The sequence below is a fragment of the Streptomyces sp. NPDC047853 genome (assembly GCF_043204535.1).
In the GTDB taxonomy this organism is placed as follows: Bacteria; Actinomycetota; Actinomycetes; order Streptomycetales; family Streptomycetaceae; genus Streptomyces.
This window is the reverse complement of sequence record NZ_JBIDCI010000001.1, coordinates 39,575-55,639: the sequence shown is the minus strand read 5'-3', so window position 1 is coordinate 55,639 and position 16,065 is coordinate 39,575. Positions and strand designations below refer to the sequence as shown.

The 16,065-nt window shown below is 70.5% G+C and carries 16 protein-coding genes; 3 read left to right on the top strand and 13 right to left on the bottom strand.

Annotated features, from left to right (window positions below):
• Positions 1-13: 13 nt before the first annotated feature.
• Genes nuoK through ACGF5T_RS00245 form a run of 11 tightly spaced genes read right to left on the bottom strand, consistent with a single transcriptional unit; the run spans position 14 to position 10,911 of the window.
• Positions 14-313 (bottom strand): NADH-quinone oxidoreductase subunit NuoK, encoded by a 300-nt coding sequence (gene nuoK / locus ACGF5T_RS00295; RefSeq protein WP_003974374.1) that lies wholly within the window; start codon positions 311-313, stop codon positions 14-16.
• Positions 310-1,167: an NADH-quinone oxidoreductase subunit J gene (locus tag ACGF5T_RS00290; protein ID WP_356609216.1), complete on the bottom strand. Its 858-nt coding sequence runs from the start codon at positions 1,165-1,167 to the stop codon at positions 310-312. The genes nuoK and ACGF5T_RS00290 overlap by 4 nt, the downstream gene beginning before the upstream one ends.
• Entirely contained in the window at positions 1,164-1,805 is a 642-nt protein-coding gene (gene nuoI, locus ACGF5T_RS00285) for an NADH-quinone oxidoreductase subunit NuoI (protein WP_356609218.1), read from the bottom strand. Before nuoI ends, ACGF5T_RS00290 begins: the two co-directional genes overlap by 4 nt.
• Positions 1,798-3,186: an NADH-quinone oxidoreductase subunit NuoH gene (nuoH, locus tag ACGF5T_RS00280; protein WP_356609220.1), complete on the bottom strand. Its 1,389-nt coding sequence runs from the start codon at positions 3,184-3,186 to the stop codon at positions 1,798-1,800. Before nuoH ends, nuoI begins: the two co-directional genes overlap by 8 nt.
• Positions 3,183-5,687 (bottom strand): NADH-quinone oxidoreductase subunit G, encoded by a 2,505-nt coding sequence (locus tag ACGF5T_RS00275; RefSeq protein ID WP_361014210.1) that lies wholly within the window; start codon positions 5,685-5,687, stop codon positions 3,183-3,185. Before ACGF5T_RS00275 ends, nuoH begins: the two co-directional genes overlap by 4 nt.
• On the bottom strand, positions 5,684-7,036 hold the full coding sequence (gene nuoF / locus ACGF5T_RS00270; protein ID WP_356609224.1) for an NADH-quinone oxidoreductase subunit NuoF: 1,353 nt from the start codon (positions 7,034-7,036) through the stop codon (positions 5,684-5,686). The genes ACGF5T_RS00275 and nuoF overlap by 4 nt, the downstream gene beginning before the upstream one ends.
• Complete coding sequence (nuoE, locus tag ACGF5T_RS00265) at positions 7,033-7,905, bottom strand: NADH-quinone oxidoreductase subunit NuoE (protein ID WP_356609226.1); 873 nt, start codon at positions 7,903-7,905, stop codon at positions 7,033-7,035. The genes nuoF and nuoE overlap by 4 nt, the downstream gene beginning before the upstream one ends.
• A complete protein-coding gene (locus ACGF5T_RS00260) occupies positions 7,902-9,236 on the bottom strand; it encodes an NADH-quinone oxidoreductase subunit D (protein WP_356609228.1) in 1,335 nt (444 codons plus the stop codon). Before ACGF5T_RS00260 ends, nuoE begins: the two co-directional genes overlap by 4 nt.
• Positions 9,233-9,988 carry an NADH-quinone oxidoreductase subunit C gene (locus ACGF5T_RS00255; protein ID WP_392886381.1) on the bottom strand — a complete coding sequence of 252 codons (756 nt, stop codon included), beginning with the start codon at positions 9,986-9,988 and terminating at the stop codon, positions 9,233-9,235. Before ACGF5T_RS00255 ends, ACGF5T_RS00260 begins: the two co-directional genes overlap by 4 nt.
• Positions 9,985-10,539, bottom strand: coding sequence for an NADH-quinone oxidoreductase subunit B family protein (locus ACGF5T_RS00250; protein ID WP_005313804.1), 555 nt, complete (start codon positions 10,537-10,539; stop codon positions 9,985-9,987). The genes ACGF5T_RS00255 and ACGF5T_RS00250 overlap by 4 nt, the downstream gene beginning before the upstream one ends.
• Before the next feature lie 12 nt (positions 10,540-10,551).
• A complete protein-coding gene (locus ACGF5T_RS00245) occupies positions 10,552-10,911 on the bottom strand; it encodes an NADH-quinone oxidoreductase subunit A (protein WP_003974383.1) in 360 nt (119 codons plus the stop codon).
• A 758-nt stretch (positions 10,912-11,669) separates the two neighbouring features.
• On the opposite strand from ACGF5T_RS00245, the gene ACGF5T_RS00240 reads away from it, so the two are divergent.
• On the top strand, positions 11,670-12,509 hold the full coding sequence (locus ACGF5T_RS00240; RefSeq protein ID WP_356609232.1) for an NlpC/P60 family protein: 840 nt from the start codon (positions 11,670-11,672) through the stop codon (positions 12,507-12,509).
• A 127-nt stretch (positions 12,510-12,636) separates the two neighbouring features.
• Positions 12,637-13,302, top strand: coding sequence for a peptide deformylase (gene def / locus ACGF5T_RS00235; protein WP_366768493.1), 666 nt, complete (start codon positions 12,637-12,639; stop codon positions 13,300-13,302).
• On the opposite strand, the gene ACGF5T_RS00230 is transcribed toward def, so the two are convergent.
• Positions 13,303-14,586, bottom strand: a complete 1,284-nt coding sequence (locus ACGF5T_RS00230; protein ID WP_361014197.1) for a geranylgeranyl reductase family protein — start codon at positions 14,584-14,586, stop codon at positions 13,303-13,305. It abuts the gene before it with no gap.
• 99 nt (positions 14,587-14,685) lie between these two features.
• On the opposite strand from ACGF5T_RS00230, the gene ACGF5T_RS00225 reads away from it, so the two are divergent.
• On the top strand, positions 14,686-15,222 hold the full coding sequence (locus ACGF5T_RS00225; RefSeq protein ID WP_366768492.1) for a GNAT family N-acetyltransferase: 537 nt from the start codon (positions 14,686-14,688) through the stop codon (positions 15,220-15,222).
• Between the two features lie 128 nt (positions 15,223-15,350).
• On the opposite strand, the gene ACGF5T_RS00220 is transcribed toward ACGF5T_RS00225, so the two are convergent.
• On the bottom strand, positions 15,351-16,046 hold the full coding sequence (locus tag ACGF5T_RS00220; RefSeq protein WP_366768491.1) for a demethylmenaquinone methyltransferase: 696 nt from the start codon (positions 16,044-16,046) through the stop codon (positions 15,351-15,353).
• Between the last annotated feature and the right edge of the window lie 19 nt (positions 16,047-16,065).

Below are 16,065 nucleotides of genomic sequence, written 5' to 3'. Positions count from 1 at the left end.
ATTCAGCGACCCCTCACAGCTTCATCAGGCTGGCGTCGTCGACCGAGGCCGAGTGGCGGGAACGGAACAGCGACACGATGATCGCGAGCCCGACCACGACCTCCGCGGCGGCGACGACCATCGTGAAGAAGGCGATGATCTGGCCGTCGAGGTTGCCGTGCATGCGGGAGAAGGCGACGAACGCGAGGTTGCAGGCGTTGAGCATCAGCTCGATGCACATGAAGACCACGATCGCGTTGCGCCGGATCAGCACGCCGGTGGCGCCGATGGTGAACAACAGGGCCGCGAGGTAGAGGTAGTTGACGGGGTTCACTTCGACGCCTCCTCGGACCGCTTGGAGTCGGCCGGCCCGACCGCCTTGCGCCCCAGGCGCTCCTCGGCCCGCTGCTCCAGCGCCTTCAGATCGTTGAGCGCCTCCCTCGACACGTCGCGGATCTGGCCCCGCTCGCGCAGCGTCTTGCTGACGGTGAGCTCGGACGGGGTGCCGTCGGGCAGCAGGCCCGCGATGTCGACCGCGTTGTGCCGGGCGTAGACGCCGGGGGCGGGGAGCGGCGGCAGGTGCGTGCCCTCGCGGACGCGCCGCTCGGACAGTTCGCGCTGGGTGGCGGCCCGCTCGGTGCGCTCCCGGTGGGTGAGCACCATGGCTCCGACGGCGGCCGTGATGAGCAGGGCGCCGGTGATCTCGAAGGCGAACACGTACTTGGTGAAGATGAGGGAGGCGATGCCCTCCACGTTGCCGTTCGCGTTCGCCTGGGCGAGGCCGGTGAACTCCGAGACGGACGCGTTGCCGATGCCGCCGATCAGGAGGATGCCGAAGCCGAGCCCGGACAGCAGGGCCAGCCAGCGCTGGCCCTTGATGGTCTCCTTCAGGGAGTCCGCCGCGGTGACGCCGACGAGCATCACCACGAAGAGGAACAGCATCATGATCGCGCCGGTGTAGACGACGATCTGCACGATGCCGAGGAAGTAGGCGCCGTTGGCGAGGTAGAACACCGCCAGGACGATCATGGTCCCGGCGAGGCAGAGCGCGCTGTGCACGGCCTTCCTCATGAAGACGGTGCACAGGGCGCCGATCACCGCGACGGTGCCGAGGATCCAGAACTGGACGGCCTCTCCGGTGGAGGTGCCGGCGGAGAGGGTCGCCGCGGCGGCGAGCTGCCCGGTCATCGGCGGACCACCCCCTCCGACGCCGGCTCGGTCCCGCCGAAGGTCGAGTCGCCCTCCTGGACGACCTCGCCCCTGGAGTGCGCGACCTGCTGCTCGGTGCCGGGGGCCGCCTCGGTGACCAGGCCGCGGTAGTAGTCCTGCTCGTCCGTGCCCGGGTAGATGGCGTGGGGCGAGTCGACCATGCCCTCCTCCAGACCGGCGAGCAGCTGGTCCTTGGTGAAGATGAGGTTGGCGCGGCTGGAGTCGGCCAGCTCGAACTCGTTGGTCATCGTCAGCGCGCGCGTGGGGCACGCCTCGATGCACAGGCCGCACAGGATGCAGCGGGCGTAGTTGATCTGGTAGACGCGGCCGTACCGCTCACCCGGCGAGTAGCGCTCCTCGTCGGTGTTGTCCGCGCCCTCCACGTAGATGGCGTCGGCGGGACACGCCCAGGCGCACAGCTCGCAGCCGACGCACTTCTCCAGGCCGTCCGGATGGCGGTTGAGCTGGTGCCGTCCGTGGAATCGCGGAGCGGTGGTCTTCTCCTGCTCCGGGTACTGCTCGGTCAGCCGCTTCTTGAACATGGCCTTGAAGGTCACGCCGAAGCCGGCCACGGGGTTCTGGAAACCGGGGGTGGTCTCCTTCGGTTCCTCAGCCATCGGACGCCTCCTTTCCATCCGTAGATCCGCCCAGAGATCCGTCACTCTGAGTGTCGGGCCCGCCACTGACAATCAGCTCCCGCTCCCGGCGCGGACGGCGCCTGGGCACCGGCGGCAACTCCTGTCCCGGCATCGGCGGTACGGGGAACCCGCCGGCCATCGGGTCGAAGGCGGCCGGCTCCCCGGCCTCGCCCCCGTCGGGGCCCTCGCCCTTCCCGCCCTTGTCGCGGTACATGTCCACGACGAAGGAGAGCAGCAGCAGGACCAGGACGCCGCCGCCGATGTAGAGGGCGATCTCGGCGAAGTCGTAGTTCTCGTTCCTGAGGGCCCGCACCGTCGCGACGAGCATCAGCCAGACCAGGGAGACCGGGATGAGGACCTTCCAGCCGAGCTTCATCAGCTGGTCGTAGCGGACCCGGGGGAGCGTGCCGCGCAGCCAGATGAAGAAGAACAGCAGCAGTTGGACCTTGACCACGAACCACAGCAGCGGCCACCAGCCGTGGTTGGCGCCCTCCCAGAAGGTGCTGACCGGCCAGGGGGCCCGCCAGCCGCCGAGGAAGAGGGTGGTGGCGACCGCCGAGACCGTCACCATGTTCACGTACTCGGCGAGCATGAACATCGCGAACTTGATCGACGAGTACTCGGTGTTGAAGCCGCCCACCAGGTCGCCCTCGGACTCCGGCATGTCGAAGGGGGCGCGGTTGGTCTCGCCGATCATCGTGACGATGTAGAGGATGAAGGAGACCGGCAGCAGCAGGATGTACCAGCGGTCGGTCTGCTGGGAGACGATCTCCGAGGTCGACATCGACCCCGAGTAGAGGAACACCGAGGCGAACGCGGCGCCCATCGCGATCTCGTAGGAGATCATCTGCGCGCAGGACCGCAGACCGCCGAGGAGCGGGTACGTCGAGCCGGAGCTCCAGCCCGCGAGCACGATGCCGTAGATGCCGACCGAGGCGACGGCCAGGATGAAGAGCATCGCGATCGGCAGGTCGGTGAGCTGCATGGCGGTGCGGTGGCCGAAGATCGAGACCTCGTTGCCGGCCGGGCCGAAGGGGATCACGGCGATCGCCATGAAGGCCGGGATGGCCGCGACGACCGGCGCGAGGACGTACACGGCCTTGTCCGCGCGCTTGACGACGAGGTCTTCCTTGAGCATCAGCTTGATGCCGTCGGCGAGCGACTGGAGCATGCCCCAGGGGCCGTGACGGTTCGGGCCGATGCGCAGCTGCATCCAGGCGACGACCTTGCGCTCCCACACGATGGAGAACAGCACGGTGATCATCAGGAAGGCGAAGCAGAACACCGCCTTGACGACGACCAGCCACCAGGGGTCGGTGCCGAACATCGAGAGGTCTTCCGCGGCGAGGTACGGGCTCATGCCTCCACCTCCTTGGGGGCCGTGCCCGCGAGCGTCGCCGGGCCGATGCGGACGAGGGAGCCGGGCAGCACCCCGGCGTCCGAGGCGACGCCGTCGCCGGCCGAGTTCAGCGGGAGCCAGACCACGCGGTCGGGCATCTCGGTGACCTGCAGCGGGAGTGCGACGGACCCGGCCGGGCCGGTCACCGCCAGGAGGTCGCCGTCCTTGACACCCGCCTCGGCGGCCGTGGCGGCCGACAGGCGCGCGCGTGCGGCGTGCCGGGTGCCGGCGAGCGCCTCGTCGCCCTGCTGGAGGACGCCCTGGTCGAGCAGCAGCCGGTGCCCGGCCAGGACGGCCTCTCCGGCGGCCGGCCGGGGCAGCGCGCCCGCGGTGTGCAGCGGATCAGTGGCCCGCGGCCCGCCCCAGGGACCGAGCCGGTCGATCTCCGCGCGCGTGGTGCGCAGGTCCGGCAGGCCCAGATGCACGTCCATGGCGTCGGCCAGCATCTGGAGGACGCGGGCGTCGGTGGGCGCGAGACGGCGGGTCATCTGGTCGGGCTTGAGCGCGGCCTCGAAGAAGCGCACCCGGCCCTCCCAGTTGAGGAAGGTCCCGGCCTTCTCGGCGACCGCCGCGACGGGCAGCACCACGTCGGCGAGTGCGGTGACCTCGCTGGGCCGCAGCTCCAGCGACACCACGAACCCGGCCTCGGCCAGGGCCGCACGCGCGCGTGCCGGGTCGGGCAGGTCGGTGACCTCCACGCCCGCCACCAGCAGCGCCTGCAACTCGCCCCGGGCGGCGGCCTCGACGATCTCGCCGGTGTCGCGCCCGTAGCGGTGCGGAAGGTCGGCCAGGCCCCAGACGGCGGCGACCTCCTCACGCGCGCGGGGGTCGGTCGCCGGGCGCCCGCCCGGCAGCAGCGACGGCAGCGCGCCCGCCTCGACGGCACCGCGCTCACCGGCCCGCCGCGGGATCCACACCAGCCGGGCGCCGGTCGCGGCGGCGGTGCGTACGGCGGCGGTCAGGCCGCCGGCCACGGACGCCAGCCGCTCACCGACCACGATCACGGCCCCCTGGGCGCGCAGCGCCTCGGCGGCCCGTGCTCCGTCGTCCGCGAGACCGGCCCCGCTCGCGAGCGCGTCCAGCCACTCGGTCTCGGTGCCGGGAGCGGCGGGCAGCAGCGTGCCGCCTGCCTTCTCCAGACCCCGCGTGGCGTGGGTGGCCAGGGAGAACACCTTCTGTCCGTGTCCCCGCCAGGCCTTGCGCAGCCGCAGGAAGACGCCGGGCGCCTCCTCCTCGGACTCGAAGCCGACGAGCAGGACGCCGGGGGCCTTCTCCAGCGCGGTGTAGGTGACGCCCGTGCCGTCGAGGTCCCGGCCGCGGCCGGCGATCCGGGAGGCCAGGAAGTCCGCCTCCTCGGTGCTGTGCACGCGCGCGCGGAAGTCGATGTCGTTGGTGTCGAGCGCCACGCGCGCGAACTTGCTGTACGCGTAGGCGTCCTCGACGGTGAGCCGGCCGCCGGTCAGCACACCGGTCCGGCCGCGCGAGGCGAGCAGTCCCTGCGCGGCGATCTGCAGCGCCTCCGGCCAGGAGGCCGGTTCCAGGTCGCCCTCGGCGTTGCGCACCAGGGGCGTCGTCAGCCGGTCCCGCTGCTGCGCGTACCGGAAGGCGAACCTGCCCTTGTCGCAGATCCACTCCTCGTTGACCTCGGGGTCGTCGGCCGCGAGGCGCCGCATGACCTTGCCGCGCCGGTGGTCGGTGCGGGTCGCGCAGCCGCCGGAGCAGTGCTCGCACACCGACGGCGAGGAGATCAGGTCGAAGGGGCGGGAGCGGAACCGGTAGGCCGCCGAGGTGAGCGCGCCGACCGGGCAGATCTGGATGGTGTTGCCGGAGAAGTACGACTCGAAGGGGTCGCCCTCGCCGGTGCCGACCTGCTGGAGCGCGCCGCGCTCGATCAGCTCGATCATCGGGTCGCCCGCGACCTGGTTGGAGAACCGGGTGCAGCGGGCGCACAGCACGCACCGTTCGCGGTCGAGGAGCACCTGCGTGGAGATCGGCACGGGCTTCTCGTAGGTCCGCTTCTTCCCCTCGAAGCGGGAGTCGGCCTGGCCGTGGGACATGGCCTGGTTCTGCAGCGGGCACTCGCCGCCCTTGTCGCAGACCGGGCAGTCCAGCGGATGGTTGATGAGGAGCAGCTCCATCACCCCGTGCTGCGCCTTCTCCGCGACGGGCGAGGTGAGGTGGGTCTTCACCACCATCCCGTCCGTGCAGGTGATGGTGCAGGACGCCATGGGCTTGCGCTGGCCCTCGACCTCGACGATGCACTGCCGGCAGGCGCCGGCCGGGTCGAGGAGGGGGTGGTCGCAGAAGCGGGGGATCTCGATGCCGAGCTGCTCGGCGGCCCGGATGACCAGGGTGCCCTTGGGCACGCTGATCTCGACGCCGTCGATCGTCAGCGACACGAGGTCCTCCGGCGGGACCGCCGCCTCTCCCCCGCCGGAGGGAGAGCTGGTGGTCACAGTCATGCGTTCACCTCCGTACGGTGGTCCGCCCAGGCCGTCGACCTGGCCGGGTCGAAGGGGCAGCCGCGGCCCGTGATGTGCTGCTCGTACTCCTCGCGGAAGTACTTGAGCGAGGAGAAGATCGGCGAGGCGGCACCGTCGCCGAGGGCGCAGAAGGACTTGCCGTTGATGTTGTCGGCGATGTCGTTCAGCTTGTCGAGGTCGGACATCGCGCCCTTGCCGGCCTCGATGTCGCGCAGCAACTGGACGAGCCAGTAGGTACCCTCGCGGCAGGGTGTGCACTTGCCGCAGGACTCGTGGGCGTAGAACTCGGTCCAGCGGGTGACGGCGCGCACGACGCAGGTCGTCTCGTCGAAGCACTGGAGCGCCTTGGTGCCGAGCATGGAACCCGCGGCGCCCACTCCCTCGTAGTCGAGGGGGACGTCGAGGTGCTCGTCGGTGAACATCGGCGTCGAGGAGCCGCCCGGTGTCCAGAACTTCAGCCGGTGGCCGGGGCGCATGCCGCCGCTCATGTCGAGGAGCTGGCGCAGCGTGATGCCGAGCGGGGCCTCGTACTGGCCGGGGCCCGCGACGTGGCCGCTGAGCGAGTAGAGCGTGAAGCCCGGGGACTTCTCGCTGCCCATCGACCTGAACCAGTCCTTGCCCTTGTGCAGGATCGCGGGAACCGACGCGATGGACTCGACGTTGTTCACCACAGTCGGGCAGGCATAGAGGCCGGCCACAGCGGGGAAGGGGGGACGGAGCCGCGGTTGACCCCGGCGGCCTTCGAGCGAGTCGAGCAGCGCGGTCTCCTCACCGCAGATGTACGCGCCCGCGCCCGCGTGCACGGTGAGTTCGAGGTCGAGTCCGCTGCCCAGGATGTTCTCGCCGAGGAAGCCGGCCGCGTAGGCCTCGCGCACGGCCTCGTGCAGCCGCCGCAGCACCGGTACGACTTCGCCGCGCAGGTAGATGAAGGCGTGCGACGACCTGATGGCGTAGCACGCGATGACGATGCCCTCGATGAGGCTGTGCGGGTTCGCGAAGAGGAGCGGGATGTCCTTGCAGGTCCCCGGCTCCGACTCGTCGGCGTTGACAACAAGATAGTGGGGCTTGCCGTCTCCCTGGGGGATGAACTGCCACTTCATCCCCGTCGGGAAGCCGGCGCCGCCGCGTCCGCGCAGACCTGATTCCTTGACGTACGCGATCAGGTCGTCCGGCGACATCGCCAGCGCCTTGCGGAGCCCCTCGTACCCCTCGTGCCTCCGGTAGACGTCCAGGGTCCAGGACTCGTCCTCGTCCCAGAAGGCCGACAGCACGGGTGCGAGCAGCTTCTCCGGGCTGGTGTCCTTGATCTCGGCTGCCACGGTCATCACTCCCCCTCCTCGGCGGTGGGCCCTGCCGGGTGGGAAGGGTCGGACGCCGATGTGTCCTGCGGCGCGTCGTGCGAACTGAGGTGTTCCGTCGGGGACGGGTCGTGCGCGGCGCGGTCCTGCGACGCGTCGTGCGGCCCGCCGTCCCGCGGGTGCACCACGCGCGCGGCGGTCGCCTCGCCCTTGGCCAGCTTCAGTCCGGCCAGGGAGGCGGGACCCGCGCTGCCGCCGGCCGCGACGGCGCCGTCCCGCTCGTCGGGGAAGCCCGCCAGGATCCGGGCGGTCTCCTTGAAGGTGCACAGGGGTGCGCCCCGGGTGGGCGTGACCGTCCGTCCCGCGCGCAGGTCGTCGACGAGGCGCCGCACGCTCGCCGGGGTCTGGTTGTCGAAGAACTCCCAGTTCACCATCACGACCGGCGCGAAGTCGCAGGCCGCGTTGCACTCGATGTGCTCCAGCGTGACCTTGCCGTCCTCGGTGGTCTCGCCGTTGCCGACGCCCAGGTGCTCCTGGAGGGACTCGAAGAGCGCGTCGCCGCCCATGACCGCGCAGAGCGTGTTGGTGCAGACGCCGACCTGGTAGTCGCCGCTCGGCCTGCGCCGGTACATGGAGTAGAAGGTGGCGACCGCGGTCACCTCGGCCGTGGTGAGGCCGAGCACGTCCGCGCAGAACCGCATGCCGGTGCGCGTGACGTGGCCTTCCTCCGACTGCACCAGGTGCAGCAGCGGCAGGAGGGCGGACCGGGAGTCCGGGTAGCGGGCGATGACCTCGCGCGCGTCGGTCTCCAGCCGGGCCCGGACGTCGTCCGGGTAGGCGGGCGCGGGCAGTTCCGGCATGCCCAGGCTGACGCCCCGCTCCGAAGAAGAGGTGGTCACCGGTCGACGCCTCCCATCACGGGGTCGATGGATGCCACGGCGACGATGACGTCGGCGACCTGGCCGCCCTCGCACATCGCCGCCATGGCCTGCAGGTTGGTGAAGGACGGGTCGCGGAAGTGGACCCGGAAGGGGCGGGTGCCGCCGTCGGACACGACGTGCACCCCCAGCTCGCCCTTGGGCGACTCGACCGCCGTGTACGCCTGTCCCGGCGGTACGCGGAAGCCCTCGGTGACCAGCTTGAAGTGGTGGATCAGGGCCTCCATGGAGGTGCCCATGATCTTCTTGATGTGGTCGAGGGAGTTGCCGAGCCCGTCCGGGCCCAGGGCGAGCTGGGCGGGCCAGGCGATCTTCTTGTCGGCGACCATGACCGGGCCGGGCTGGAGCCGGTCCAGGCACTGTTCGACGATCCGCAGCGACTGGCGCATCTCCTCCAGCCGGATCAGGAAGCGGCCGTAGGAGTCGCAGGTGTCGGCGGTCGGGACGTCGAAGTCGTACGTCTCGTAGCCGCAGTACGGCTGGCTCTTGCGCAGGTCGTGCGGCAGGCCGGTGGAGCGCAGGACCGGGCCGGTGGCGCCGAGCGCCATGCAGCCGGCCAGGTCGAGGTAGCCGACGTCCTGCATGCGACCCTTGAAGATGGGGTTCCCGGTGGCGAGCTTGTCGTACTCCGGGAGGTTCTTCCTCATCGTCTTCACGAACTCGCGGATCTGGTCCACCGCGCCGGGCGGCAGGTCCTGGGCGAGTCCGCCCGGCCGGATGAACGCGTGGTTCATCCGCAGGCCGGTGATCAGCTCGAAGATGTCGAGGATCAGCTCGCGGTCGCGGAAGCCGTAGATCATGATCGTGGTGGCGCCCAGCTCCATGCCGCCGGTGGCGATGCAGACCAGGTGCGAGGAGAGCCGGTTCAGCTCCATCAGCAGGACCCGGATGATCGAGGCCCGGTCCGGGATCTGGTCCTCGACGCCGAGGAGCTTCTCGACGCCCAGGCAGTACGCCGTCTCGTTGAAGAACGGCGTCAGGTAGTCCATGCGCGTCACGAACGTGGTGCCCTGCGTCCAGGTCCGGTACTCGAGGTTCTTCTCGATGCCGGTGTGCAGGTATCCGATGCCGCAGCGGGCCTCGGTGACCGTCTCGCCGTCGATCTCCAGGATCAGACGGAGCACGCCGTGGGTGGACGGGTGCTGCGGGCCCATGTTGACGACGATGCGCTCGTCGTCGGCGCGGGCCGCGGACTGGACGACCTCGTCCCAGTCGCCACCGGTGACCGTGTAGACGGTGCCCTCGGTGGTCTCGCGCGCCGAGGCCGCCGACGCTGACTGTGTGCTGCTCACGAGTACGACCTCCGCTGGTCCGGAGCCGGGATCTGGGCGCCCTTGTACTCGACGGGGATGCCGCCGAGGGGATAGTCCTTGCGCTGCGGAAAGCCCTGCCAGTCGTCCGGCATCATGATCCGCGTCAGGGCCGGGTGACCGTCGAAGACGATGCCGAAGAAGTCGTACGTCTCGCGCTCGTGCCAGTCGTTCGTCGGGTAGACGGGGACCAGCGACGGGATGTGCGGGTCGCTGTCGGGGGCGCTCACCTCGAGGCGGATCAGCCGGTTGTGGGTGATCGAGCGCAGGTGGTAGACGGCGTGCAGCTCACGGCCCTTGTCGTGCGGGTAGTGGACGCCGCTGACGCCGGTGCACAGTTCGAAGCGCAGGGCCGGGTCGTCGCGCAGGGTGCGGGCGACGCGGACCAGGTGCTCGCGCTCGATGTGGAAGGTCAGCTCGTCCCGGTCGACGACCGTCTTCCCGATGGCGTTGGCGGGCAGGAGATCCTGCTCCTCCAGCGCGCCCTCCAGCTCGTCGGCGACTTCGTCGAACCAGCCGCCGTAGGGCCTGCTCGCCGGTCCGGGCAGCCGCACGGAGCGGACCAGGCCGCCGTAGCCGGAGGTGTCGCCGCCGTTGTTCGCGCCGAACATCCCGCGCTGGACGCGGATCTCCTCGCCGCCCTGGCCGCGCTGGCCCGGGAGGTTCTCCGCGGACAGCTCCTTCTCGGGGTTGACCCCGTTCGCGTCACCCGCGGTGTTGTTCGCGTCGCTCACCGCAGCAGCCCCTTCATCTCGATCGTGGGCAGGGCCTTGAGCGCCGCCTCCTCCGCCTCCCGGGCCGCTTCCTCGGCGTTCACGCCCAGCTTCGAACCCTGGATCTTCTGGTGGAGCTTGAGGATGGCGTCCATCAGCATCTCGGGCCGCGGCGGGCAGCCGGGGAGATAGATGTCGACCGGGACGATGTGGTCGACGCCCTGGACGATCGCGTAGTTGTTGAACATGCCGCCCGAGGAGGCGCAGACCCCCATGGAGATCACCCACTTCGGGTTCGGCATCTGGTCGTAGACCTGCCGCAGCACCGGCGCCATCTTCTGGCTGACCCGGCCCGCGACGATCATCAGGTCCGCCTGCCGGGGCGATCCGCGGAAGACCTCCATGCCGAAGCGCGCCAGGTCGTAGCGGCCGGCGCCGGTGGTCATCATCTCGATGGCACAGCAGGCGAGGCCGAACGTGGCGGGGAAGACGGACGACTTGCGCACCCAGCCCGCGGCCTGCTCGACGGTGGTCAGCAGGAAGCCGCTCGGCAGTTTTTCTTCGAGTCCCATGTCAATGGCCCCTCAGTCCCATTCCAGGCCGCCGCGCCGCCATACGTACGCGTACGCGACGAAGACGGTGAGCACGAAGAGCAGCATCTCCACGAGCCCGAAAATCCCCAGGGCGTCGAAGGTGACGGCCCAGGGGTAGAGGAAGACGATCTCGATATCGAAGATGATGAAGAGCATCGCCGTCAGGTAGTACTTGATGGGGAAGCGCCCGCCGCCGGCCGGCGTGGGGGTCGGCTCGATGCCGCACTCGTAGGCCTCGAGCTTCGCCCGGTTGTACCGCTTCGGACCGATCAGCGTGGCCATGACCACGGAGAAGATCGCAAAGCCTGCCCCGAGGGCTCCCAGTACGAGGATGGGCGCATACGCGTTCACCGCTCCTCGCTCCTCTCAGTCGGCACTGACTGCTGGCGGTTGCATCGGACTCGCTCCCTCCCGCCCCGACAGCCCCACGAGCCCCGCTCGTCCCGGCGAAGATCGCGAACATGTGAAGCAGGTCACAAGCCCAACTGCCTCGCATCTTATGCCTGCCGCTCTGTGATCTGCGACACGGGGTATTGCACAAGCTTTGTGATCTCCACCACCTGACGAAGGATCATGAAGTCGGATGAGCGGTGATCTTCACACAAGAAGCGTTCAGCTGATCACCAGAGGTGACATTTCCGATCGTCGCCGCTGGCCAGAGGGGTGCGGGCAGGGGCGTCTCCATATCAAGATGCTTCCCTTGCATGCAAACTGGCGCCGGACACGATCACTTGATAGAGGGCGCGTTCACACATCAGAGGGAGGAGCCGGTGCGATGTGGACACGTGCACGCGTTCACGAACTCCGCGACGCCCGGGTCGCACGCCACGGACGCGGCGGGCGGGACAACCGTTCCGTGACGTGCGCCACATTCATGAGAGGCGTCTGAGAACCGGGCTTGGCCAACTGCCTCAACCAGTGGTAAGCGCGGGGCAATTCGGGCGTAACGATCAAAGGCCGTGATCACAGGCCGGTTACGGGCCGCCCGCAATGTCCGTTAGGGCGTCAATAAGGAGCGACACGCCCGGGATTCGGGGCCCGATTGAACAACTGTGGCGCAGCCCACGTTTCTTGAAGGTATGGAGGAGCTCCTGATACCGGTTGTCCCTATGTCCCACACCGCTCACATACGCAGCCACCGGAAGCCCCGCCGCAGCGCGTCGACCATCGCGATGCGGGCCGGAGTTGCCGGTGGCGTCCTCAGCACCCTGGCAGTGGCCGGGGCGTCGGGTTCGGCCCACGCGGCAGAACCGGTGACGCAGACCCTCGAACTGCCCACCCTGACGGCCGACCTGGCCGCTCAGGTCGCCCAGTCCGCGGACGCCACGCAGCAGGCGGCCGCGAACTACGAGCTGGTGGCCGAGCGCGACGCGGCCGCCGCGAAGGCGGCGAAGCAGGCCAAGGCAGACCTCGCGCAGGCCAAGAAGAAGGCCGCGGAGGAGAAGAAGAAGGCCGAGGAGGCCGAGCGCAAGGCGGCCGCCGAGCGTGCCGCCCGCAGCGCCGAGCGCGCCACCCTGAGCGCCTCCGCGGACACCGGGTCCTCGGACAGCACGGGCAGCACCAGCGCCGGCAGCACCAGCACCTCCACGGCCACCGGCTCCGCCGCCGCGGTCGTCGCGTTCGCGCAGGCCCAGGTCGGCAAGGCGTACGTCTCCGGTGCCACCGGACCGTCCGCCTACGACTGCTCCGGTCTCGTGCAGGCCGCCTTCAAGCAGGTGGGCATCAGCCTCCCGCGGGTCTCCCAGGACCAGTCGACCGCCGGCACCCAGGTGGGCCTCGACAACCTCCAGCCCGGCGACATCCTCTACTGGGGCGGCGCGGGCAGCGCGTACCACGTGGGCATCTACGTCGGCGACGGCATGTTCGTCGGCGCGCAGAACTCCTCCACCGGCGTCGTCAAGGCGTCGCTGTCGTACGACCCGCCGAGCGGCGCGGTCCGCGTCCTGTAGCCGGACGCCGCACAGCACGTACCGCAAGGGCCGCAGCCGCTCGGGGGCTGCGGCCCTTCGGGCTCTCCTGGCATGCTCGGCGCGGGCCGGACTCCCCCGGCCCGACCGCCAGCCGAAGGAGAACGTCATGCCCAGTGTGTTCGTACAAGGGCGGCCCGCCGCGTCCTGTCCCCCGCTCGCACCGGAGGCCCTGCGCGGGTCGGTGCGGCGGATCACGGAGTTCGGCGAGGAGGTGCTGCACAGGCCGTGCCGGGACGTCACCGAGTTCGGGCCCGACCTCGCCGCGCTCGTCGACGACATGTTCCGCACGATGTACGTCGCGGAAGGGGCCGGCCTGGCGGCGAATCAGGTGGGGGTCGCCCTGCGCCTGTTCGTCTACGACTGCCTGGACGACGACGGTGTCCGACATGTCGGGCACATCGTCAACCCGGTGCCCGAACCCCTCGGTCCCGCCGCGCGACGGCTGCTCGACGAGGGCGAGGGCTGCCTGTCGGTGCCGGGCGCCACCATGAGCGTCCCGCGCCCCGACCGGGCCGTCGTCCGGGGCCTCGACAAGGACGGCGCCCCGCTCCTCGTCGAGGGCACCGGGTACTTCGCGCGCTGCCTGGCCCACGAGACCGACCACCTGGACGGGCACGTCTACGTGGACCGGCTCTCCGCGCGCGACCGGAAGGCGGCGCTGCGGCAGTCGGCGGACCGGCGCGAGGAGGTCCTCGCCCGCCGGGCCGCAGGCGCCCGGGCCCTCGACGGGGCGTCCGGGGACCTCACCCGGCCCCGCCCGTCCCGCGGCTGATCACGCCTTCGGCGCGACCTTGCTCAGCCCGTTGATGATGCGGTCCATCGCGTCGCCGCCCGTCGGGTCCGTCAGGTTGGCGAGCATCTTGAGGGTGAACTTCATCAGGATGGGGTGGGTGAGGCCGCGCTGGGTCGCGATCTGCATGACCTTCGGGTTGCCGATGAGCTTCACGAAGGCGCGGCCCAGCGTGTAGTAGCCGCCGTAGGTGTCCTTCAGGACGCGCGGGTAGCGCTGGAGGGCGATCTCGCGCTGGGCCGGCGTGGCCCGGGCGTGGGCCTGGACGATGACGTCGGCGGCGATCTGGCCGGACTCCATGGCGTAGGCGATGCCCTCGCCGTTGAAGGGGTTCACCAGGCCGCCGGCGTCACCGACGAGCAGCAGGCCCTTGGTGTAGTGGGGCTGGCGGTTGAAGGCCATGGGCAGGGCGGCGCCGCGGATCGGGCCGGTCATGTTGTCCGGGGTGTAGCCCCAGTCCTCCGGCATGGAGGCGCACCAGGCCTTGAGGATCTCGCGCCAGTCGATCTCCTTGAAGGACGAGGAGGTGTTCAGCACGCCGAGGCCGACGTTGGAGGTGCCGTCGCCCATGCCGAAGATCCAGCCGTAGCCCGGCAGCAGGCGGTCCTGGGCGCCCCGGCGGTCCCACAGCTCCAGCCAGGACTCCAGGTAGTCGTCGTCGTGGCGGGGCGAGGTGAAGTACGTACGGACCGCGACGCCCATCGGGCGGTCCTCGCGGCGGTGCAGGCCCATCGCCAGGGACAGCCGCGTGGAGTTGCCGTCGGCGGCCACGACCAGCGGCGCGTGGAAGGTGGCCTCGCGCTTCTCCTCCCCGAGCTTGGCGTGGACGCCGGTGATGCGGCCGGTGCGGTCGTCGACGATCGGGGCGCCGACGTTGCAGCGCTCGTACAGGCGCGCGCCGGCCTTCTGGGCCTGCCGGGCGAGCTGGTCGTCGAAGTCGTCGCGCTTGCGGACGAGTCCGTAGTCGGGGAAGGAGGCCAGATCCGGCCAGTCGAGCTGGAGGCGGGAGCCGCCGCCGATGATGCGCAGACCCTTGTTGCGCAGCCAGCCGGCCTCCTCGGAGATGTCGATCCCCATGGCGACGAGTTGCTTGACCGCGCGCGGGGTGAGGCCGTCGCCGCAGACCTTCTCCCGTGGGAAGGCGGTCTTCTCCAGCAGGAGGACGTCGAGTCCCGCCTTGGCCAGGTGGTACGCGGTCGTGGAGCCGGCTGGCCCCGCGCCCACGACGATCACATCGGCGGTGTTGTCGGAGAGGGGCTCGGTCACGGCGGGATCTCCCCAGAGATTCGAAATCTGCGTGCCGACGGGCACTGGACATGGGCAGTCTATTCAGCGTCACCGATCACCCGGCTGAAGGGCTGCCCAGTGAACCGAGCTCTGCCCGTTGTACGGTTGCGCGTCCCCACCGACGAGGACGCCGTCGCCTGGCACCGGATCTTCGACGACCCGGACGTCATGGAGTTCCACGGCGGGAGGTCCGCGGAGCTGTCCGTCTACGAGGAGCTCACCGCCCGCCAGCGCCGGCACGACGCCGAGCGCGGCTTCTGCCTGTGGACGATGGTGGACGAGGACGGCCGGGTGGTCGGCTTCACCGGCGCCCAGCCGTGGCCGGGGGAATGGGGCCCCCAGGGCGAGATCGAGATCGGCTGGCGCCTCGGCCGGGAGCACTGGGGCAAGGGGTATGTCACGACGGCGGCCCGGCAGACGCTGGAGCGGGTGCGGGCCGCGGGCGTGTCCGAGGTCGTGGCGATGGTCGACGCGCGCAACGCCCGGTCCATCGCGGTCACGGAGCGGCTGGGCATGCGGCTCTCCGAGGTCTTCACGACGCCGGTCTCCGCGCGCCAGGGGCACTGCTACCGGCTGCCCCTGCCGCGGACGGACGACACCGGTCCCCTGAAGTAGGGGCGTGTCTCAGTCGGTCACGCAACCCTTCCGGGTGGTTCCCGGCGGAGCCGGTCTGCCGGGTACCGGCGGGGGTGACGCGGGAGCGGGCCGGGCCACGGGCGGCCGACCCGCCCCGCCGCGCGGCCTCAGCTCTCCTTGAAGGCGCGGTGCAGCGCCACCACGCCGCCGGTCAGGTTCCGGTACGCCACCTTGGACCAGCCGGCCTCGGCCAGGCGCCGGGCGAGCGCCGGCTGGTCGGGCCAGGCGCGGATGGACTCGGCGAGGTAGACGTACGCGTCGGGGTTGGACGACACCGCGCGGGCCACCGGCGGCAGGGCGCGCATCAGGTACTCGGTGTAGACGGTCCGGAACGGCGTCCAGGTCGGGTGCGAGAACTCGCAGATGACGACCCGGCCGCCCGGCCGCGTCACCCGGTGCATCTCGCGCAGCGCGGCGTCCGTGTCCTGCACGTTGCGCAGCCCGAAGGAGATGGTGACCGCGTCGAAGGCGTCGTCCGCGAACGGCAGCCGGGTCGCGTCGCCGGCGGTGAACGGCAGCCAGGAGTGCCGCTCCTTGCCGACCTGGAGCATGCCCAGGGAGAAGTCGCAGGGGACGACGTAGGCCCCCGTGCGGGCGAAGGGCAGCGAGGAGGTCGCCGTGCCGGCCGCGAGGTCGAGGATCTTCTGCGCGGGGCGGGCGTCGACGGCTCTGGCGACCTCCTTGCGCCACGCCCGGTCCTGGCCGAGCGAGAGCACGGCGTTCGTCAGGTCGTACCGCTGCGCGACGTGGTCGAACATCGAGGCGACTTCGTGCGGCTGCTTGTTCAGGGAAGCGCGGGTCACGGGCCCATTGTTGCAGCAC

What these genes read in the sequence shown, in the direction of transcription:
- ACGF5T_RS00290 (WP_356609216.1), bottom strand. Translation starts at nt 1,167, where the DNA reads ATGACCGGGCAGCTCGCCGCCGCGGCGACCCTCTCCGCCGGCACCTCC.
- nuoI (WP_356609218.1), bottom strand. Translation starts at nt 1,805, where the DNA reads ATGGCTGAGGAACCGAAGGAGACCACCCCCGGTTTCCAGAACCCCGTG.
- nuoH (WP_356609220.1), bottom strand. Translation starts at nt 3,186, where the DNA reads ATGAGCCCGTACCTCGCCGCGGAAGACCTCTCGATGTTCGGCACCGAC.
- ACGF5T_RS00275 (WP_361014210.1), bottom strand. Translation starts at nt 5,687, where the DNA reads ATGACTGTGACCACCAGCTCTCCCTCCGGCGGGGGAGAGGCGGCGGTC.
- ACGF5T_RS00250 (WP_005313804.1), bottom strand. Translation starts at nt 10,539, where the DNA reads ATGGGACTCGAAGAAAAACTGCCGAGCGGCTTCCTGCTGACCACCGTC.
- ACGF5T_RS00240 (WP_356609232.1), top strand. Translation starts at nt 11,670, where the DNA reads ATGTCCCACACCGCTCACATACGCAGCCACCGGAAGCCCCGCCGCAGC.
- def (WP_366768493.1), top strand. Translation starts at nt 12,637, where the DNA reads ATGCCCAGTGTGTTCGTACAAGGGCGGCCCGCCGCGTCCTGTCCCCCG.